This is a genomic window from Bacteroidota bacterium, from assembly GCA_035506275.1.
In the GTDB taxonomy this organism is placed as follows: domain Bacteria; phylum Bacteroidota; class Ignavibacteria; order UBA10030; family UBA8401; genus JAGVPT01.
The window spans coordinates 145,302-166,268 of record DATJPT010000017.1 but is presented as its reverse complement, the minus strand read 5'-3'; the positions used below and the strand labels follow the sequence as shown (position 1 = coordinate 166,268).

Genomic DNA, 20,967 nt, shown 5'->3' with positions numbered 1-20,967 from the left:
TCAGTTAACAGTTATAAAAGAAAATGAAGAATACACGCAATGAGCTTTATATCCCTGTTCACTGATAACTGATCACTGAAAATGCACTACGACCCAATTAAGAACGTCATCGGTAATGTCGCGCGGACGAGCCCGCCCGTGCGGAGGTTTTTTTACGCAATTCTTGGGATCATGTTCCTGCGGGAATGGTACGTCAAACGTGCGCTCCGGGAGTTGCTGGGCGGCAAGAAAGACCCCTTTGCCATGTTCGACGCCGGAAGCGGCTTCGGCCAATACTCGTTCTACTGTGCAAAGCGTTTCCCCTCAGCTTCGATCTATGCGGTGGATGTGAAGGACGAACAGATCGCCGATTGCCGCGCATTCTTTTCAAAAATGAAGCTGAGCAAGGTCTTGTTTGAGGTGGAAGATCTGACGATCCCGAAGCACACCGGCAGGTTCGATTTTGTTCTTTCCGTTGATGTGATGGAGCATATTCAGGACGACGTGCAGGTGTTCAGGAATTTTTATCAGGCGCTGAAGCCGGGGGGAAAAGTGCTCATCAATACCCCGTCGAACCTCGGCGGTTCGGACGCGCACGACGAAAGCGATGAAAGCTTTATCGGCGAGCATGCGCGGAACGGCTATTCCGTCGACGACATTACCCGGAAACTGAAGAGCGCCGGGTTTCACCTGGAAAAAGTCACCTATACCTACGGCCCGATCGGCAGCATCGCGTGGCGGCTCGGCATTAAGTACCCGATGCTGATGCTGAACAAAAGCAAGCTCTACTTCGTCGTCCTCCCGTTCTATTATCTTCTCACCTTGTGGCTCACGCTCCTTCTGATGGCCGCCGACTACAAGCGAGCCAACACGACCGGAACCGGATTGCTCGTCGTGGCGGTGAAACCGGGCTAGAAAGCCGCCGGACACTTCTTGCTAAAGCGGCGCTCGTAGCCCGAATTATTTTGATTCCCGCCGACTTGATTATCGGTACTATTCTAGGAAAAGGAGCGATATCATCCCTACGGACGGGTCGTCGACGATGCGTTCGCTCCGCTCACTTGCTCCCCGAAAAGATCCCTTGGCGACGGGATGTCCTTCGTCTTGTGCCGCTTCGTGGCACTCGCTCACCCTGAGCAAGTCCCGATGTTTTCTATCGGGACGCGTCGAAGGGTCGACTTTTCAAAGCAGCCCGCTATCACAGCGGCATTCTGTAGTGTCTCAGTTTGAATTTTGCCAGACCCCTCTTCTTTCTCTGTGGCCAGAGAAAGAAGCAAAGTCCCGCTTTACGGGATCCCGCCTTTCATAGTTTTGGAAAGCGGGAACGGCCTCTCGGAATCGGAACCCTCGCGATGCTTCCTTCGCACATGCCCTAGAAAACGGCTCCTCATGCCAACTCACAAGCTTGCCGTTTTCTTAACGCTCGCCTCGCACCCAACGCACAAACCCGCCGATTCCTCGCTTGAAATTCCAGTGGCATTTTGCCGACACTTCGAAATCGTCGGGTGCGCGCGGGGGGAAGGATTCAATCGAAGCGTTCCAATTTCGGTGCAAAAATCCCATATGATGATGTTCAAAAAACTTCTTTGCACCGAAATTGGCGGAAGTGCGGCTGGGATTGAATCCGCGCGTTACGATTTTCCCCGAAGGGATCCTTCGGACGAAAGATTTCTTTGGTCCTTTCTTTCTCGGAAAGAAAGGATCCCTATCAAATTGAGACACTACCCGGCATTCTCCTTGTTTTTCTTCCTTCCTTTTTGTATTATTGAAAAACCACAGAAGACCAAACCTCTCGCGTTGTTTCGTCAATGAGTATCCTTCGTGCCGTTGAAGCAGAGCCCAAGAATGCGTCGGCACTGTCATCTCAAGCAAAAAAATACAGCCGTTTGAAACTGACGTTGTCCCTTATCGGGACAGCGATATCATTTCTTGTGACAGTAACGATCATTGTTTCTGGACTCTCTCTTCGCGTTCAGAATTTTGCCGACGCCGCCACGCGGTCGCCGTACGTCGCACTGCTTCTCTTCGGGGCCATCCTCGGATTGGTAAGCGGAATCTTTTCCCTCCCGCTCAGCTTTTATTCCGGTTATATCGTCGAGCACCGGTACAACCTATCGAATCAGTCATTCCTTCAATGGATGTGGGAGCAGACCAAAGGGTTCCTGGTCAGCCTGCCGATCGTTGTTCCGCTTGCGCTTCTCTTCTATTTCTTCCTGCGGGAATACCAGGGGCTGTGGTGGCTGCCGGTGGCGACAGCGATGTTCGTCGTTTCGATCCTCCTGTCGAAGATCGTTCCCGTTTTCATCATGCCCCTCTTCTATAAATTCACGCCGTTGGAAAATGAACCCTTACGGGAGCGGATTTTGTCGTTGTGCAAGAATACAAAAATGAACGTGACCGGAATTTTTGCGTTCAACCTGAGCAAGACAACGAAGAAGGCGAACGCGGGTTTCACCGGGATCGGAAAATCGAAACGGATCATTCTCGGCGATACACTGCTGCAGCATTTTTCGGACGATGAGGTCGAAACCGTTTTCGCGCATGAGCTGGGGCATTATGTTCATGGCCACATCTGGAAAAATATTGTCGTCGGAACGCTGAGCATCTATGCGGGGCTATTCATTACGTCACAATTGTATTCATTGTCGCTTGGATGGTTCGGGTTCTCATCGGTCGATCAGCTTGCTGCCCTGCCGCTGCTCGCGCTCTGGCTCGGCGTTTGTTCGCTCATGACGTCCCCCTTGTCGAACGTCCTTTCGAGAAAATATGAATTCGAGGCGGACCGGTATGCGATCGATAGAACAGGAAACGCTCCGGCATTCATGTCCACGATGAGGAAGCTCGCCGAGATGAACCTTTCGGATACCGCCCCACATCCGCTCGTTGAGTTTCTTTTTTACAGTCATCCGTCGATCGAAAAAAGGATCCGGGCTGCGGAGAGGGCATAATGCGTTTCATGCTGACCATCGGCAGGATCATCTTCATCGTCGTAACGAATATTCTTTTATCGATCGTCGCCCTTCTCAGCCTGCCTGTCGAGAAGGACGGCAGGACATATTTTTGGGCGGGAAGCACGTGGTCAAAACTCACGCTGAAGGTCTGCGGAATCAAGGTCTCTGCGCGCGGAATAGAAAATATTCAGCCCGACGGGGCGTACATTTTTGTGACGAACCACGCGAGCATGTTCGATATCCCGGCGATCATGTCGGTGCTGCCGCATGTGCGCATCATGTTCAAAAAAGAGCTGTCGTACGTTCCGCTCTGGGGCTGGGCGCTCAAATGGGGGCATCATATCATGGTCGACCGTGCAAAGGGGAGTGAAGCAATGAAGAGCATCGACCGTGCGGCTGAGGCGATCAAAACCGGAGGCTCCGTCATCCTTTTTGCGGAAGGGACGCGCACGCGCGACGGCAAGCTTCTTCCGTTCAAGCGCGGCGCGTTTACGCTCGCCGCGAAATCGGGAGTTCCGGTGGTGCCGATCACGATCAATGGAAGCTTTAAAATTCTGCCGAAGGCCTCCCTCGATATCCGGCCAAGCCCCATCGAGCTGCTGATCGGCAAACCGATCGACACCCGGCATGTTTCAAGCCGGGATGAGGAAATTGCGTTGATGAACAACGTCCGCGAAATTATTTCGGCAAACTACCGGGAGCATCTTTCATGAGATGTGAATACGCTCTTTATTCAGTTCCCTGTCTCCCGTCTCCTGACTTCTGTCTCTTGTATTCTTTGCATCATCCACCGGAGATCCCCGCATGCCAGTCACACTGAACGACGTCGAACACATCGCCGAGCTTGCCCGCCTGGAGTTCGACGCAAAAGAAAAAGAGAAACTGACCCATGAGCTTAACGATATCCTGAGATATATCGAGAAGCTGAACGAGCTCGACACGTCGAATGTCGAGCCGTTGTCGCACGTGATCGAGCTGAACAACGTATTCCGCGACGACGTTGTGAAGCCCTCCATCCCTGCCGAAGAGGCCTTGAAAAACGCTCCGGAAAAAACCGGTACATTCTTTAAAGTGCCGAAGGTGATCGGGTAGAAAGGGTTCGCGAATTACGAATGCCGAATGGTACTGGAACGAAGGATTCGTATTGAGAAAAGAAATTTCATGAAACGTCAATCGTCGATCGTCATTTGAAAATCGTTTGCATCATACCGTCCCGTTACGCGTCGCAGCGCCTTCCGGCAAAGTCGCTCGCGGACATCCACGGCAAGCCGATGGTGCAGCATGTCTATGAACGGGCGAAGCGGTCGAAGCTGCTCACCGAGGTCGTTGTCGCCACGGACGATGAACGAATAGAGTCGGCGGTGAAAAAGTTCGGCGGGAAGGCGGTGATGACCCCGTCATCGATCCAAAGCGGCAGCGACAGGGTCGCTTTTGCTGCGCGGAATCTCGATGCGGATATTGTCGTGAATGTTCAGGGGGACGAGCCGTTGATCTCGCCGGCGCTCATCGATCAGGCTGTTCAGCTCCTTCTCGATGACCCGGAGGCCGTCGTCGGCACGGCGGTCAAAAAGATCACTTCGCTCGACGACCTTCTTACGCCGAACGTGGTAAAAGCTGTCATCGACAGGAATCATTACGCTCTGTATTTTACCCGGTCGCTTGTCCCGTTTGTCCGCGATTCGAAAGAGGTCACCGACTGGCTTAAGCATGCGGTATTCTACAAGCATTTCGGGATTTACGTTTACCGGAGTTCGTTCCTGCAGAAATATGCTTCGTTGACGCCGACGTCGCTGGAACAGGCGGAAAAGCTTGAGCAGCTCCGCATCCTTGAGCATGGTTTCCGTATCAAAACTGTCATCACCGAACTCGATTCGATCCCCGTTGACACGCAGGAAGACCTCAATAGAGTCAGAGCAGAACTCAAAGCTCAAAAATAATAATTGCAGCTGTTGATATCGTGAAGGAGAAGCGCTCAGATTGTTCATTCTCCATTTTTGATTATGACATTCACATTTTCTTTTATCACCCTTAATATTTGATTTCCATATGGCCAATAATCACGTCAAATACATTTTCGTCACCGGCGGCGTGGTCTCGTCGCTGGGGAAGGGCATTGCGTCGGCATCGCTCGGGCTGCTGCTGAAGTCCAGAGGCCTCCGCGTGACCGTCCAAAAATTCGACCCGTATATCAACGTCGATCCGGGGACGATGAACCCGTTCCAACACGGTGAAGTCTACGTTACCGACGACGGCGCTGAAACCGACCTCGACCTCGGGCATTACGAGCGTTTCCTCGACATCAGCACCTCGCGGCAGAATAACTCCACCACCGGACAGATCTATTATGAGGTCATTTCCAAAGAGCGCCGCGGCGATTATCTCGGCGCCACGGTGCAGGTGATTCCCCACATCACCGACGAGATCAAGAAGCGCATCGGCCAGCTCGGGGCCTCCGGCAAGTACGACGTGATCATCACCGAGGTCGGCGGCACGGTCGGCGACATCGAAAGCCTTCCATTTCTCGAAGCGATCCGCCAGTTCACGCTCCATACCGGGCGGCGCAATGCGTTGAACATCCATGTCACGCTCGTGCCGTACATCAAATCGGCCGGGGAGCTTAAAACGAAGCCGACCCAGCACAGCGTGAAGACACTGCTCGAGATCGGCGTGCAGCCGGATATTCTCATCTGCCGCACGGAACGCCGGCTGTCGAAGGAAATGAAGGAAAAGATCGCCCTGTTCTGCAACGTCGAGGCCGGATCGGTGATCGAAGGAAGGGACGTCGACACAATTTATCAGATTCCGCTGATGTTCGAGGACGAGGGGCTGGACACGATCGTCATCGAGAAATTGAATTTGAAATGCGGCAAGAGCGACCTCCGCCAATGGTCGCGCGTCGTGAACCGCATCAAAAACCCGAGCGAGCGAGTTACGATCGGCGTGGTCGGCAAATACACCGACCTGAAAGACGCCTACAAGAGCATCAACGAATCGTTCATCCACGCCGGTGCGGACAACGATGCGGCCGTCGATTTAAAATGGATCCGCGCAGAAGACCTCGACAGCACGAACCTCGACGAATACCTCGGCGATATTTCCGGGATCCTTGTTCCCGGCGGCTTCGGCGAACGGGGCGTGGAAGGGAAGATCAAGGCGATCGGCTACGTGAGGGAGCATTCGATCCCGTTCTTCGGGATCTGCCTCGGACTTCAATGCGCGATCATCGAATTTGCACGCAATGTCTGCGGCATGAAGGGGGCGAACAGCACGGAGTTCCGGAAGACCAAGTTCAACGTCATCGACCTGATGTTCGACCAGCGCGGCGTCAAGAACCTCGGCGGAACGATGCGCCTCGGCGCGTACCCGTGCATCGTGCAGAAGAAAACGAAAGCCCATCAGGCATACAAAAAAGAATTGATCTACGAACGCCACCGGCACCGCTATGAGGTCAATAACAAATTCCGGAAAAAATTGAGCGACAGCGGCATGGTCTTCAGCGGACTTTCTCCCGACAACTCCCTCGTCGAGATCATCGAGCTGCCGGCGCACCCGTGGTTCGTTGCAGGACAATTTCATCCGGAATTAAAGTCGCGCTTTCTGAGCCCGCATCCCCTGTTCAGGGATTTTGTCAAAGCAGCAGTGAAATATCAAAGGGAAAAGGCCAAGAGGAAGTAACAGTCTCCTGGCTTCAATGACCATGGATCGAACACGCTGCGCCGTGCTGAGCTTGTCTTTGCGTCTCATCGATGCAGACCGCGGATCAGGTTTGGGGTGACGTGAACTCAAGATCAGGACATTACCCCCGAATTTGCAATGCTTCAGTCTAAGAATTTCCCCCTCCTGCCCTCAAACTCGGTTGGGAGCGGTTTCGGAAACTTGTTCTTCGGACGGAGACATCTAGATTCACTCCGTTCCCAATCGGAGGTTGGAAACGAGAGAACGACTGTCCCAAAAGCCTTGAATGTGCAACTGTAACACTACCCGAATTTCTTTCCTTGAAAACCGCCCCCTGATTTCGTATCATACCGTGACATAACATTCACTCCTTTTCGGAAATTTATGGTCATTGAATTTATCGGTGCAACGCGGACGGTCACTGGTTCGATGCACCTCATTCTTGTCAACGGAAAGAAAATTCTTCTCGATTGCGGCCTGTTCCAGGGGAAGCGTGCGGATACGTTCGAGCGGAATAAAAACTTTCCCTTCGACCCCTCAACGATCGATGCCCTCGTTCTGTCGCACGCGCACATCGACCACGCCGGGAACCTTCCCAACCTCGTCAAAAACGGGTACTCGGGACCGATCTATTGCACTCCTGCCACGCACGACCTCAGCGACATCATGCTCAAAGACAGCGCCTACATTCAGGAGCGCGACGTCGAATTTGTCGGCAAGAAGCACACAAAGAAACATCTTCCGCCCCCCGAGCCGCTGTACACCATCGACGATGTTGAGCCCGCGCTGAGCCTGTTCCAGTCGGTACCGTATCATTCGAAATTTGAAGCGGCAAGCGGGGTGCAGGTCGAGTTCGTGGATGCCGGACACATTCTTGGTTCTGCTTCCGTGATCCTGACGATCGTCGAAGGAGGAGACGGAAAAAGCTCTTACCGCCGCGAAATCAAACTCGGCTTTACCGGCGATCTTGGCAGGCCGAACCTCCCGATCCTGCGCGACCCGGAATTCATGGGGGATGTCGATGCGGTCATCAGCGAAAGCACGTACGGCGGACGGTTCCACGCTTCGGTTGACGAGATGCCCCAGAAGTTTGAAGAGGCCGTGATGAAGACTGCGCGGCGCGGGGGCAAGGTTATCATTCCGGCGTTCAGCGTCGGACGCACGCAGGATCTGGTCTATACGATCCACCTCCTCAGGGAAAAGGGGAAGCTGCAGAATATTCCCGTTTACGTCGACAGTCCTCTTTCGACGAGCGCCACGGAGGTGTTCCGCAAACACCCCGAATGCTTCGACGCCGAGACGCTCGATCTGATGAAGCGTGAGGAGGACCCGTTCGGGTTCAATCGGCTGACGTACATACGGAATGTTGATGAATCGAAGAAACTGAACGACAAGACCGAGCCGTGTATCATCATTGCCTCATCGGGCATGTGCGAGGCGGGGCGTATTCGGCATCACATCGCCAATAACATCGGCGATCCTAAAAACACGATCCTCATCGTCGGCTATCAGGCCGAGCATACGCTCGGGAGAAGGCTCGTCGAACAGGAGAAAGAAGTGACGATCTTCGGCGAGGTGCACGAACGAAAGTGCGATGTGGTGGTGATGAACTCCTTCAGCGCGCACGCCGACCGGAACGAACTTCTTGCCTACTTCAATCATTTCAATAAGGGCCGATTGAAGAATGTGTTCCTCGTGCACGGCGATCCGGACCAGGCAGAAAAGTTTTCCGGAGGATTGAAGGACCAGGGCTTCAAGAACGTTGCGATACCGGTTCGCCTCCAGAAATTTGAACTCTAGAGCTTTTGTCGCTGCACCAATCAGGCAAGAATGTTTCCTCGATAGTTTTTTGGAGGACCTCATATGAAAATCCTCGTGACCGGCGGAAGCGGCTCGGTCGGCAAGTATGTTGTTGACGAATTGGTGCGTCACAAACACGATGTCGGCGTTCTCGACATCGTTCCACCAAGGCCCGGACTCTGGCATCACGATGTCGATGTGCTCGACCTGCCGAACGTCGTCAAGGCGGTGAAGGGCTACGACGCGGTCGTTCACATGGCAGGCATTCCCCATCCGCTCAACCATCCCCCCGAAAAAGTCTTCGGCCTCAACGTCAACGGGACATTCAACGTGCTTGAAGCCGCTGCGCGCACCGGCGTCAGGAAGGTTGTCCTGACGTCGAGCGAGTCGGCGCTCGGATTCGCGTTCATGTCGAAACACATGGCGCCGGACTACATACCGATCGACGAAACGCACCCCCTCCGGCCGCAGGACCCGTACGGCTTGAGCAAGATCATCGGCGAACGGATCTGTCAGTCATACTCCGAACGCTACGGCATTCGCACGGTCTGTCTCCGCGCGCCGTGGATCTGGGTTCCCGAGGGAAGCGAACGCGAACGGTACAAGGGGCTCATCGCCGAACCGCACAAGTGGTGCAACAACCTCTGGGCCTTTGTCCACGCCTACGACGCGGCACAGGCGCACAGGCTGGCCGTTGAAAAGGATTTGGACTCGATCCACGAAATATTTTTCATCGCGGCAAAGGATAATTGGACGGGGATCGATTCACGGAGTTTGATGAGGACCTATTTCCCGGAGGTCAAGGGCTTTGCTCCCGATTTCGCTGGAGCATCGTCGCTGCTGTCGTGCCGCAAAGCGCACGACCTCCTCGGCTATGTTCCGCAGTACACCGTGCGTGATATTCTTTTCTGATGGAACCAAATTCGGCCTCCCCCGAACTCGGCTGCAATTGTTCTTCTTCCAGCACAGCACGGCCTGCGGCAGCATGCGCTATTCCTGCCTGCATAAGAAAGTTCGATCCATTGAACACTCTCTTTTCCATAGCTCCCCCGTCTTTTGCCGGAAGAGGTCAACGATGTTCCGCTTCTTTCCCCTGTGTGCGACGCGGCGGTCGTCAAGGCAACGGCCTTGCCGCCGTTTGGCGCTTTCTCCTCGCCGCGCTGGCGGTCGTCCCTTCGATGGCGTTTGCTCAAACCGATTCACTGTTCTACAACACCGCCGCCAGAGATTCCAACGACACCGATGTCCGCTTCGAAAGAAATCTGAACACCTATCTTTGGAATTTTAGGGCGGATGTCAGCGGCCGCGACAGCGGTTTCGCCGCCGATGTCCACGACCGTTTCAGCTCCACGTTCATCCAGCAGGACCAGAATTCTCTTCGCGATGAACATACGCTCTGGCTGAATGCATCACGAACGATCTCGTCGTTGCTTGATATGGACATCGAGGGCTCGACATTCACGCTTTCGGACAATCAGTCGTTCGACGTCAGCAACGCTGCTCTTCACACCGGTCTTGTGGGCCTCGCGATCCATCCGATGTCGTACCTCTCAGTTTCTCCGCTCATCGGGTTTCGCGTCGACCGGCAGCAGGACCAGATCGACCAGGGGTGGAACTACAAGCTCTCTTCGCAGCTGGACACGGTCGATCTGGACGGGTACGAAACGCAGGCATCGCTGCGGCTGAATGTGAGCGACCTTTCCCCCAGGTATTACCGGAGCAACGCCGCCCAGCTGTCGTTCCAGAAGAACTTCGGGGAAGGGTCGTTCGACAGCCTCCGGTTTCAGTGGTCGAACAACCGGTGGGATTTTTACATTCCCGCCGACATCGTGATGCAGAGGGAATTCGGCGTCAAAGAGAATATCCGGAGCCGCGTGGACGAGGTTTACAACATCGCGAACACGTTGCATTATGCGGTTGCGAGAGACCTCTCCGCGGTTGTCCAAACGCTCGTCGAGACGCGGACGATCAGCAATACCTTCCGCTATAAATCGCTCCTCGAGCCGGCGCTGATTCCGTACGACGTCGTCGTGGACGAACAGATCCTCGACGGCGGCATCGACCTCGTCTACCGCGACATGAATAATGTCTTCGCCTCCGTCGGTATCCACTCCAGCGAGCGGGACGAGCGTCATGTGCTCCAGCAGATCAGCGGCGTGGACGAGGATATTCTTGCGAGCGCGGTGGAGCAGGAATATCAGCTCGATAACGACGCACGGCGCACTTCCTTGCGCGGCATATTTTCCATGCCTTTATCGTCCGACGATTTTATCTCGTTCGAAAGTTCTGCAGGCCTCCTTCGGTATGACACCCCCGATTCGTTGAACACCGACGACCGCGACGAGCTTCTCATCACCGTTTCCGGCCGGGAATTCCACCGATGGAACCAGTATTTTGAAGCGAGCATTACGGCGGAGGCAACACTGAACCACATCGTCTATCTGTTTGCCGACCGGAGCGCCAACAACAACTGGAATCGGATCTTTCGCCTGGCCCCCGAATTGACGTACACGCCGTCGTCCGTGCTTAGAACCGCCAACACCTTCGAGGTCCTCGCGAACTATACCGTGTTCGATTTCGAATCGATCGCGCCGACGGTCGAAAGCTATTCGTACAGACAATTTGCATTTCTCGATTCGACGTCGTATGATATGACGTCAAGGGTAGGGCTTGACGTTTTTTTCCATCTGCGGCTCTACGAACGCGGGCAGTTGGAATGGCAGGCGTTCTCGGAACGTCCGCAGCAATATTTTCAGGAGGTAACTTTTTCCCCGTCGGTGCGGTACACCATAGAGGAGAAACTGGTGTGCGCCGTGGGATTCCGATCGTTCGTGCAGAATACGTACCTGTACAGCGGAACGACGAGGGTGCCGAATGGAAATTTCTTCAGCTATGGGCCGACGACGCTGTTCGTGCTGACGCTCAGGCCCGGCTGGCGGCTCGAGATCGAGGGGTGGAAGGAATTTCAGAAAGAAACAAACCAGCCCATACGCGATGTGTCAAACGTTGTGATGACGGCAAAAGCAAATTTCTAGCGAGGATTGCAGTGGCGGCTCATTCCCGGCAGCGGACGGCGGCGAAGGTTTTTCGGATCACATTGAGAAGCGACCCGAAAAGCGTTCATCGCGTGGAGGAGTTTCTTATCAGGATGAACTCATCTCTTCATCTTGACGAAGAGAAGCTCGGCTCACTGCTTGTCGTCGTCACCGAGGCGGTGAACAACGCCATCATTCATGGGAACAAGCGCGACCCGGCGAAGAAGGTGATCGTCACAGGGACGCGCAAGGGACATGCGCTGACGATCAGGGTGAAGGACGAAGGGAAGGGATTCGACCCGAGCGCGATCCCGAACCCGGTCCACGAAGATAACTTATTGCGCGAAAGCGGCAGAGGCGTTTTCTTGATGCATCAGCTGATGGAGAAGGTCAGCTTCAACGCCCATGGCAACGAGGTCACGATGACGATGACGATCTGAAATCCGCCGAACTTCTTACAGCTTCACCTTCTCCATAGTTGATTTTACCTCGTCGGCGGATTTTTTCAGGGCGGCTGATTCTTCGGGGGTCAATTTGATCTCCATGATCTTTTCGATCCCGTTCTTCCCCAGTTTTATCGGAACTCCCACGACAGTGTCGCGCAATCCGTATTCTCCCTGCAGGTAGGCGGCGCAGGGGAGGATCCGTTTCTTGTCCTTCACGATCGCTTCCACCATTTGTACGGCTGCGGACGAAGGGGCGTAATATGCGCTCCCGGTTTTCAGGAAGTTCACGATCTCGATACCGCCGTTCCGCGCGCGGGTTACGAGCGCATCGATCTTCTCTTGAGGCAACAGGTCGGCAAGCGGGATTCCTGCCACGGACGTGTAGCGCGGAAGCGGGACCATCGAATCCCCATGGCCGCCGAGCACGAACGCAGTGACATCCTCGACCGAGACGTTCAATTCCATCGCGATGAACGACCGGAATCGGGCAGTGTCCAGGACGCCGGCCATGCCGATGACGCGATGCCGGTCAAAGCCGCTGACCTTGAGAGCGACATAGACCATCACGTCGAGAGGGTTGGAGACGACGATCAGGATCGATTTTGGAGATTTTGCGACAGCCTGTTCGGTGACCGATTTCAGAATTCCGGCGTTGGTGTTGAGAAGGTCGTCGCGGCTCATCCCTGGCTTACGCGCGATGCCGGCGGTGATGACGATGATGTCCGAGTTTGCCGTCGCGTCGTAGGAGTTCGTTCCGACGACCCTCGAATCGAACCCTTCGACCGGGGCCGATTCGTACATATCGAGCCCTTTTCCCTGGGGGAGACCGTCCACAACATCCACGAGAACCACTTCGTTCGCTAGTTCTTTTTCCGCGATGCGCTGCGCGGAAGTTGCGCCCACATTGCCTGCGCCGATCACCGTAATTTTCATTGTCGTCTCCGTCAATAAGTTCAACGCTCTATGAGAAAAAAAATGCGTAAGAGAAATTCTCCTACGCATTATGTGAAAAGAAAAAAAACTCCTCCGGCTAGGCCGTCACGATCGAAATCGCCTGGCGCGTTTTGCCGAGGCGCTGAAATTTCACCACGCCGTCTGCAAGGGCGAACAGCGTATCATCGCCCCCCTTTGCCACATTGACCCCGGGATGGAATCTCGTTCCCCGCTGGCGGACCAGGATCGTTCCCGCGAGAACCTTCTGTCCGCTGAACCGCTTGACGCCGAGTCTTTGGGCATTGCTGTCGCGTCCGTTGCGGGAGCTGCCGCCCCCTTTTTTATGAGCCATACTTTTCCGTTTCCTTTCCCGGTGCTAAAAAATTATGCGATCGAAGTAATTTCAATATGGGTGTACTGCTGGCGGTGCCCGCGCTTCACCCGGTATCCTTTGCGCTTCTTCTTCTTGAAAACGATCACTTTATCGTCCTTCACATGGGCAAGCACCTTCGCGCTCACCGAAGCGCCGGAGACGACGGGGGCTCCGACTTTTACCTCTTTGTCGTTGGAGACCAGAAGTACTTTGTCGAACTTTATGCTGCTGCCGACCTCTTTTTCGAGCTTCGGCACGTAGAGCTTCTCTTCGGGGTTCACTTTATACTGCTGCCCGCCGATCTCAACAACTGCAAACATCGCCGTATCCTTCCTCAGAATAATGGTGTTTCAAAATTGGACTACTATTATACCAAAATAATTGAAAAAAGTCAATGAAAGGGGGAGAAAAAACTGCCGTCGGCTCCAAAACGGCGGGAATGGACGCTATCGTGCCCAGAGGAGCGAAACAATGACCTGCGCCACGATGATTTTTGCGATCATCGAGGCCGGATAAACGGTGGCATACCAAATATTCGGCTGGTCATTTTGCGTTTGCTGGTTTGCGTAGGCAAGGCACGCCGACTGAGTGGACATTCCTGCAACGATGCCCACGACGGCGGACATGGGGAACTTCAGGTATTTGTAGGAGACGATGACGGTCAGGACGACGACGCATGTCGTGATGAGAGCTCCCGCGGCGATCAGTTCCCATCCTCCCGACTGAAAAATCGTTCCGAAACCGAAGCCGGCTTTCGTACCGATGCCGGCAAGGAAAAAGACAAGCCCCGTTTGTCTCAGGACAAGGTTGGCATTGAACGGCAGCGCCCAGAGGATCGGTCCCGTCCGTTCGAGCCTCCCGAGGATCAGCGCGACGACGAGCGGTCCGCCGGCAAACCCGAGTTTGAACGACATGCCGTGAGCGAGCGGGATCGGGATCATGCCGACCATCGCTCCGAGGACAATGCCGAACGAGATCGAAAGAAAATCGGTCTCCGAGATCGCTTTCATCGAATCGCCGAAATATTTTGTGATGCGGTCGAGGTTTTCGAGGCGCGTCACGACGCGGATCCTGTCGCCTAACTCGAGGATGGTATCAGGAGACGGAACAAAGTCGACGTCGCCCCGCCGCAGGCGGGTGATCGTGGCGCCGAATTCCTTTTCGAGGTTGAGTTCGTGGATCCGTCTTCCGACAACGGACGGATGAGAGACGAAGATGCGGCGAAAATCGATGCCGGTGTTGCCGAGCGGGAGATGATCCGGCGATTCCTCTCCGAAGAGTATCCTGGCCCGTTCGAGGGCGTCATGGGTCCCAACCGCAACAATCCTGTCGCCCCGGGAGAGGATGGTGTCGGGCCCGGCGATCTCGATGAGTTCTCCCTTTTGGATTCTGCTGAGCGTGAAGGCCGGCTGGCCGAGCAGCTGAAGAGCCTCTGCGGCGCTTTTGCCGTCGACTGCCGGATTGGTGACGTTGAACGTCCGGCTGACGATGACATCCGACCCTGTTTCCCGCAACCGCGCGGCCTCTTCTTTTGCAAAATCTATTTTGAAAATTTTAACAAAAACGAACGACCATAGCAGGACTCCAAGCACGCCGAACGGATAGGCAAGCCCGTACGTCACCACGGGGCTGCTCGCATTGAGGTCGGCAGCATCGCGCGGAAGATTCGCGGAAAGTGACTTCGCGGTCTCGACCGTCGCCGCCAGGGCGGGAGTGCTCGTCAATGCGCCGCAAAAAAGTCCGGCCGCACTCGAGGCGGAAATGCCGAGGATCTTCCAGAGTGCGACCGTCACCAATCCGCCGACAGCGATGAGCAGTGCGGCCATGCCGTTGATGTGCATTCCCCGCTTTTGGAAGGAGGCGAAGAAGCTCGGGCCCGACTGGAGCCCGACGGCGTACACGAAAAGGACAAGACCGATGATATAAATATAGTCGGGAAGAGCGAGCCGCCTATCGAGGGCGCCGAAGGCGATCCCAACGAACAACACTGCCGAAACTCCGAGGCTGAAGCCGAAGATCTTGATCTCTCCGACAAGGTATCCGAGGCCGATGACAGTAAAGAAAAGAAGGAGCGGGTTTTCGGCGAAAAAATCTATGAGGGGCTGCATTTCGACGGATACACGGAATAAAAAGGGGAGAACGAGGCTATTGACTTATTCTCTTTGAAAACATACATTAACGCACCAATGTACACAAAAGACAGGGGAGATTCAACGCTTGTAGGGCGTGAATTCGAATCGGGGACCGATCGCAATACCATTAATCTTTTCCGGTAAAAATTTCGTTGGTCGTTCGCGTCATGAGAACGTCAGTGTCTTCTTTTTTCCGTCGATGAAGAGAAGGCGGATCGCTGAACGCTCTCGCACCCGTTCCCTTATGCGGCGGCATGGCTATTTTGCACCAGCATATTTCGCAACGCAACTGATATTCCAGACTCAAAAGAAAGGGCGTGATGATCGTCGTCCGGAGAATTTTTACGGCAGTTGAATAATTTACCAACTTCAATCATTCATCGTACGGAGGAACAATGGCGACAGTATCCAGACCCTCTCGCATAGGTTTAGCGCTTTCTCTGTGGATCTTCTTCTCAGGTCCCGCGCAAAGCGAACCGGCCGGCAGCCAGGGCTCGTCGCAGCTCAACGTCGGCAAAGCTGTCTACGAAGCACATTGCGCTCAATGCCATGGGGCAACGGGGAAAGGGGACGGCATTGCATCGGCACTCCTGAACCCGCGCCCGCGAAATTTCACTACCGGCCTGTTCAAGTTCCGTTCGACGGAATCCGGAAGCCTGCCCACGGACGAAGATCTGACCTCAACAGTCAAGAACGGTCTTCACGGAACCGCGATGCCCGACTGGGCAAAATTCATCACAGGCGATTCTTTGAGGGATGTTGTCGACTATGTGAAAACATTCTCTCCCCGTTTCCAAAAAGATAAACCGAAGCCTATTCACGTAAGCGCTCAGGTTCCGTTCTCTGCTGCAAGCGCGGCGAACGGAAAAAAGGTTTACGCCAAATTGCAGTGCGCCGACTGCCACGGCACCGACGGCGCCGGGCTCGGCGCAGTGTCAAGGGATTTTCAGGACGACTGGAATTTTGAAACCAGCGCGGTGAACCTAACGGAGCCATGGACGTTCCGCGGAGGAGCCACGGCACGCGATATTTATCTCAGGTTCAGAACCGGGGTCGACGGAACGCCGATGCCGTCGTACGTCGGCGCCGCCAGCGACAAGGAGATGTGGGATCTTGCGAATTACGTCGTATCGATCGCGCGCAAGCCTGTTTGGAAGATGAACGAGCAGGAAGCGAAAGAATTTTACGCGAGCATTGATGCAATGGCGAAAGCCGACCCCGTTCAACGCGGAAAGTACCTTGTCCGGTCCATCGGATGTGCCGGGTGTCATTCTATGTATGACGCGGACCTCCATATCGTCGAAGGTTCGCAGTTGTCCGGCGGGCTGACCTTCGACCTCTACCCATTCGGCAAGTTCGTGACGCGAAACCTCACTTCGGACAAAGAGACCGGTCTGGGAGACTGGACGGACCAGGAGATCAAACGCGCCTTCACCCAGGGCATCTCACGCGACGGCAGGAAATTCCTTCCGTTCCCGATGCCGTGGGCATCCTTCGCCGCGCTCAGGGAGGATGATCAAAACGCTATCGTTGCATACCTGCGGACGGTTCCGGCAGTGCACAAGCAGATTCCCGACCCGGATAAGCCGAACATCTTCGCGTATCTTTGGGGGAAATTCCGAATGTTGATCCTGAAGGAAAAAATTCCTGCGCGCGTATATCCCATGAACATGAGCACGCAAAATCCGGTGTCGCAGACCCCTACGGGAGGAGAAATGAATTTTGCTGTCAAGGTTGAACGGGCAAAGGAGGTGCAGCCATGAAGAAGATATTGAAATGGATCGGTATTGTCGCCGCGTGTTTGATCGTGATAGGGTTTCTCGCGTTCCTGTATCTCATTCCTCCGTTCGATCTTCTGCCGCGGGAAGCGTTTTCAGGTCCCCACGCCGAAGCGGTCGCCTCATCCCTTGAAAACATCAGCGATCCCGCCGAACGAGTGATCGCCGAACGGGGAAAATATATCATGTCATATTCCGACTGCAGCGACTGCCATACGCCGCAGGGGGACCAGGGGCCGAACTGGAGTGAATTTCTTGCCGGCGGGGCGAAGTTTGAGTTGAACCACGCCGGCACTTCATACTCGCGCAACCTGACGCCGGACCCGGAGACAGGCCTTGCGAACAGGTCGGATGAGGATGTCAAGCGTGTCCTGCGCAGCGGCATTTTTCATGACGGAAGATATTTCCAAACGACGGTCATGCCGTGGCCGGGCTTCTCAAATATGAACGAAGAGGACCGCCATGCCCTCGTCGTCTACCTTCGCCATGTCAAGCCGGTGAGACACAAGGTGCCGGAATGGTCCCCAAACAGCTCCGACGCGTTGTATCTGTTTTATCCGTATGACTATGCCGACCAAGGAGCGGCGAAATAATTTTTCCAGCAGGAAAGGAAATTCTCATGGACAGATATTTGGTGGAATCCCCCCATACCAAAGACGATTGTTACCATGTGGTGAAGCAGGTAGAGGCCCTGGGATACCTGACGCACTTCGAATGGGGATGTTCTTCGGGAAACCACACAGGCTTTACCATTATCGAGGCCGAGAACGAAGCACAGGCGAGAATGGTCGTTCCGTCGATGAGCCGGAAAGAAGCAAGGGTCGTGAAGCTGAACAAGTTCACCCCTGAAATGCTGAAGGCATCGCACTAAGGAATCAGACCAGGTCCGCCAGCGATCCGAATTCGGCGTCGAACAGCCGCTTGTACGTCCGGACCGCGAAACCGTCGGTCATTCCGGCAATGTGGTCGCACAACAAGCGCATCCGCTCGCCCGGCGCCGCTGCAGCGCGCACACGCTGCTCGGTGTCGTGCGGCAGTAGGTTGGTCTTCGAATTGGCCTTTTGCAGATAGTTCTCCTGGAATGCGGTGAAGATCTTCTTCAGGATGTATCCCCCTTTGTGCTCGAGCTGGTGAAGCTGCGGCGATCGGAAGACGAGGTCGACCGATATTCTTTTATAGAGCTCGGCTTCCTGAAGGACGGCACTGTCGATACGCAGTTGAAAACGGTACCTGTTCGTTTTCCCGCTCATAAAGTTTTTCCACTCGCTCAAACTGCACGCCTGAATAAACTCCCCGATCTTCCCGGCGACGGTCTTTTCCAGCTTCTTTGCGGTGATAGCAGCGAGAATCTGCTCGAGCGAACGGCTTTGAACAGCCGACAACGTTCGTTCCGATCCCCATTGTTCGATCTTCTCTTTATTGATGATGCCGGAATGGATCCCATCCGCGAGGTCGTTGAGCGAATAAGCCGCATCGTCCGACCAGTCCATGATCTGGCATTCGATGCTTCTGAAGGAGTTCAGCATTTTACGGTCAGGGAAATCCCCGGCGGCCAGTGTTCCGTCGAAAACGAATTCGACAAAATTCCGCTGCTCGTCGTAAATAAAATGGTTCTCCGGGTTTTCAAACTCTCCATTAGGGACTTTGTATTTCAGGATGCCGTCGAGGAATGCCCGTGTCGGATTCATTCCCTGGCGGGTGCCGCCGGAGGAATAGATCGTTTCAGTGATCAAGCGCAGTGTCTGTGCGTTCCCTTCGAAGCCGCCGTACGGCTTCATCAACTCGTTCAACGTTCGTTCACCGGAATGTCCGAACGGAGGATGCCCGAGGTCGTGCGAGAGGCAGATGGCTTCGACGAGGTTCGAATCGATCGTGAATTCCGGGGAAAGGAGCGGGCTGTTGTGCCGGAGGAACTTGCAGATCGAACGTCCGATCTGCGCCACCTCGAGCGAGTGCGTCAGGCGGGTCCTGTAGAAATCGTATTCGCCGGAAAGGAAGACCTGTGTTTTCGCCTGCAGCCGCCGGAATGCGGAAGTGTGGATGATCCTGTCCCGGTCCGTTTCGAACGGCGATCGATAATCCGGCGTCCGCCGCTTCGTGAGGCAGAGCGTGTCGAAATCGTTGTAAAACCTGTTTTCCATGCGCAAATGCAATGAGGGCCGGTACGTGAAACAACGAATTGAAAATAGGGAAACCCCCGCCGAAAGACAAGTGAAAGATGGCAGGCACCCGAAAGTTAATTAGTTAAGTTTGTTTGACATAATTCCTAAAATTCTTATCTTTGAATGGCATTTTTCTTAACTAGGTTGCTTTTCTTTTTTGACCGCGTGTGCACATGCGTAGATTCCGCATGGTGAGAGCGCTTATGAGCATCGGCAGCATTGCCGGTGGTGCGATGTGAATGTTGCAGATGAGAGGGAGTTGATCGGTCGCGTCGAGGGGGCGAATGCAATAAGAGAACGACGCAGAGCTCGCATTGTGGAAGTGGGACAATGTGCACAGCATTTTTCCAACGAACAAGGTGAGGTTTGCGATGAGACGTTTTTCCGTGGTGACGCTGCTTCTGCTGCTTTTCCTGCTCCCGGCTTCGGTCCCTGCCCAAAATCAACAAGCTCCCCCCATCCCTAAAATTGATGCCGGCGACACGGCGTGGATGCTCGTCTCGACAGCGCTTGTCATGCTGATGACGCCGGGCCTTGCTCTTTTTTACGGCGGCATGGTGAGACGAAAGAATGTTCTCGGCACCGTCATGCAAAGCTTTATTGCGCTCGGGGTTGTATCGGTGCAGTGGGTTTTGTTCGGATACAGCCTGGCGTTCAGCCCGGATATCGGCCATGTCATCGGCGGACTTCAATGGGCATGTCTGCGGGGAGTGGGACTTGAGCCGAATCCCGACTACGCCGCGACGGTGCCGCATCAATTGTTCATGGTGTTCCAGATGATGTTTGCGGTCATCACTCCTGCGCTCATCACCGGCGCGTTCGCTGAACGGTTCAGGTTCAAAACGTATCTCGTATTTCTTATCCTCTGGTCCACCTTTGTCTATGCGCCGATTGCCCATTGGGTATGGGGAACGGGGGGATGGATCCACAACCTTGGGGCTCTCGATTTCGCCGGCGGACTTGTGGTCCACATCAGTTCCGGTGTTTCGGCGCTCGTTGCTGCGATGATCATCGGGAAGCGGCGCGGGCATTCCGGCGAGCTGATGCCGCCGCACAATTTGACGTTGACCCTTCTCGGCGCAGCTCTTCTTTGGTTCGGATGGTTCGGATTCAACGGCGGGAGCGCCCTTGGTTCCGGCGCTCTTGCAGCTTCTGCGTTCATTGCCACGCACCTTGCCGCCGCTGCTGCAACGCTTTCGTGGACATTTGTGGAATGGTGGCATCGCGGCAAGCCGACCGTTCTCGGCGCGGCGTCGGGAGCCGTTGCCGGCCTCGTTGCGATAACGCCGGCGTCAGGATTCGTCGGTCCGATGTCTGCGCTCGCCATAGGAATCCTCGCCGGAATGGTCTGTTACTACGCCGTCGGCATGAAGACAAGGCTCGGGTACGATGATTCGCTCGATGCGGTCGGAGTGCACGGCGTCGGAGGAACGCTGGGGGCTCTCGCGACCGGATTGTTTGCTTCCAAAGCGATCAATGCGGCGGGAAGCGACGGATTATTTTTCGGCAATGCCGCGCTCATCGGGACGCAAGCCGTGAGCGTCGGAGCGGCGCTTGTCTATTCATTTGTCGTAACGTGGATCATCTTGAAGGTGCTTGATGCCACGATGGGTGTCCGGGTAAAGGACGTTGAGGAAATGGAAGGGCTGGATTTGAGTCAGCACGGAGAGACCGGGTATTCGTTCTAAGATTCAGCAGCGGCT

19 protein-coding genes are annotated in these 20,967 nt (G+C 54.8%); 14 read left to right on the top strand and 5 right to left on the bottom strand.

The annotated features are described in order from the left end of the window. Positions 1-81 precede the first annotated feature (81 nt). The 10 genes from VMF88_12485 (at position 82) to VMF88_12440 (ending at position 11,880) form a co-directional block, all read left to right on the top strand. The gene (locus tag VMF88_12485; GenBank protein HTY11877.1) at positions 82-894 is read left to right on the top strand and encodes a class I SAM-dependent methyltransferase; all 813 of its coding nucleotides are present in this window, start codon (positions 82-84) and stop codon (positions 892-894) included. Between the two features lie 893 nt (positions 895-1,787). Then, positions 1,788-2,927 (top strand): M48 family metallopeptidase, encoded by a 1,140-nt coding sequence (locus VMF88_12480; protein HTY11876.1) that lies wholly within the window; start codon positions 1,788-1,790, stop codon positions 2,925-2,927. After that, the gene (locus VMF88_12475) at positions 2,927-3,643 is read left to right on the top strand and encodes a lysophospholipid acyltransferase family protein (GenBank protein HTY11875.1); all 717 of its coding nucleotides are present in this window, start codon (positions 2,927-2,929) and stop codon (positions 3,641-3,643) included. Before VMF88_12480 ends, VMF88_12475 begins: the two co-directional genes overlap by 1 nt. Before the next feature lie 91 nt (positions 3,644-3,734). Then, the gene (gene gatC / locus VMF88_12470) at positions 3,735-4,022 is read left to right on the top strand and encodes an Asp-tRNA(Asn)/Glu-tRNA(Gln) amidotransferase subunit GatC (protein HTY11874.1); all 288 of its coding nucleotides are present in this window, start codon (positions 3,735-3,737) and stop codon (positions 4,020-4,022) included. A gap of 95 nt (positions 4,023-4,117) precedes the next feature. Beyond that, positions 4,118-4,867 (top strand): 3-deoxy-manno-octulosonate cytidylyltransferase, encoded by a 750-nt coding sequence (kdsB, locus tag VMF88_12465; protein HTY11873.1) that lies wholly within the window; start codon positions 4,118-4,120, stop codon positions 4,865-4,867. 109 nt (positions 4,868-4,976) lie between these two features. Then, positions 4,977-6,605, top strand: a complete 1,629-nt coding sequence (locus VMF88_12460) for a CTP synthase (protein ID HTY11872.1) — start codon at positions 4,977-4,979, stop codon at positions 6,603-6,605. 384 nt (positions 6,606-6,989) lie between these two features. Beyond that, positions 6,990-8,405 carry an MBL fold metallo-hydrolase gene (locus tag VMF88_12455; GenBank protein HTY11871.1) on the top strand — a complete coding sequence of 472 codons (1,416 nt, stop codon included), beginning with the start codon at positions 6,990-6,992 and terminating at the stop codon, positions 8,403-8,405. A gap of 63 nt (positions 8,406-8,468) precedes the next feature. Then, complete coding sequence (locus VMF88_12450) at positions 8,469-9,317, top strand: NAD(P)-dependent oxidoreductase (GenBank protein HTY11870.1); 849 nt, start codon at positions 8,469-8,471, stop codon at positions 9,315-9,317. 185 nt (positions 9,318-9,502) lie between these two features. Beyond that, positions 9,503-11,440 carry a hypothetical protein gene (locus VMF88_12445; protein ID HTY11869.1) on the top strand — a complete coding sequence of 646 codons (1,938 nt, stop codon included), beginning with the start codon at positions 9,503-9,505 and terminating at the stop codon, positions 11,438-11,440. An 11-nt stretch (positions 11,441-11,451) separates the two neighbouring features. Beyond that, positions 11,452-11,880: an ATP-binding protein gene (locus tag VMF88_12440; GenBank protein HTY11868.1), complete on the top strand. Its 429-nt coding sequence runs from the start codon at positions 11,452-11,454 to the stop codon at positions 11,878-11,880. 15 nt (positions 11,881-11,895) lie between these two features. Here VMF88_12440 and mdh read toward each other — a convergent pair whose 3' ends face one another. The 4 genes from mdh to VMF88_12420 form a co-directional block, all read right to left on the bottom strand. Beyond that, entirely contained in the window at positions 11,896-12,819 is a 924-nt protein-coding gene (gene mdh / locus VMF88_12435; GenBank protein ID HTY11867.1) for a malate dehydrogenase, read from the bottom strand. Positions 12,820-12,916: 97 nt separating this feature from the next. Further along, complete coding sequence (gene rpmA / locus VMF88_12430; protein HTY11866.1) at positions 12,917-13,171, bottom strand: 50S ribosomal protein L27; 255 nt, start codon at positions 13,169-13,171, stop codon at positions 12,917-12,919. 32 nt (positions 13,172-13,203) lie between these two features. Continuing rightward, positions 13,204-13,512 carry a 50S ribosomal protein L21 gene (gene rplU, locus VMF88_12425; GenBank protein HTY11865.1) on the bottom strand — a complete coding sequence of 103 codons (309 nt, stop codon included), beginning with the start codon at positions 13,510-13,512 and terminating at the stop codon, positions 13,204-13,206. Between the two features lie 126 nt (positions 13,513-13,638). Continuing rightward, a complete protein-coding gene (locus VMF88_12420; protein ID HTY11864.1) occupies positions 13,639-15,300 on the bottom strand; it encodes a TrkA C-terminal domain-containing protein in 1,662 nt (553 codons plus the stop codon). Between the two features lie 419 nt (positions 15,301-15,719). On the opposite strand from VMF88_12420, the gene VMF88_12415 reads away from it, so the two are divergent. The 3 genes from VMF88_12415 to VMF88_12405 are packed head-to-tail and all read left to right on the top strand — an operon-like array spanning position 15,720 to position 17,973. Then, a complete protein-coding gene (locus VMF88_12415; GenBank protein HTY11863.1) occupies positions 15,720-17,087 on the top strand; it encodes a c-type cytochrome in 1,368 nt (455 codons plus the stop codon). Further along, the gene (locus tag VMF88_12410) at positions 17,084-17,695 is read left to right on the top strand and encodes a c-type cytochrome (protein ID HTY11862.1); all 612 of its coding nucleotides are present in this window, start codon (positions 17,084-17,086) and stop codon (positions 17,693-17,695) included. The genes VMF88_12415 and VMF88_12410 overlap by 4 nt, the downstream gene beginning before the upstream one ends. 26 nt (positions 17,696-17,721) lie before the next feature. Further along, positions 17,722-17,973 carry a hypothetical protein gene (locus tag VMF88_12405; GenBank protein HTY11861.1) on the top strand — a complete coding sequence of 84 codons (252 nt, stop codon included), beginning with the start codon at positions 17,722-17,724 and terminating at the stop codon, positions 17,971-17,973. A gap of 4 nt (positions 17,974-17,977) precedes the next feature. On the opposite strand, the gene dgt is transcribed toward VMF88_12405, so the two are convergent. Beyond that, positions 17,978-19,243, bottom strand: coding sequence for a dNTP triphosphohydrolase (gene dgt, locus VMF88_12400; protein HTY11860.1), 1,266 nt, complete (start codon positions 19,241-19,243; stop codon positions 17,978-17,980). 392 nt (positions 19,244-19,635) lie between these two features. Between dgt and VMF88_12395 the strand changes: the two genes are divergently transcribed. Then, complete coding sequence (locus tag VMF88_12395) at positions 19,636-20,952, top strand: ammonium transporter (protein HTY11859.1); 1,317 nt, start codon at positions 19,636-19,638, stop codon at positions 20,950-20,952. Positions 20,953-20,967: the final 15 nt, after the last annotated feature.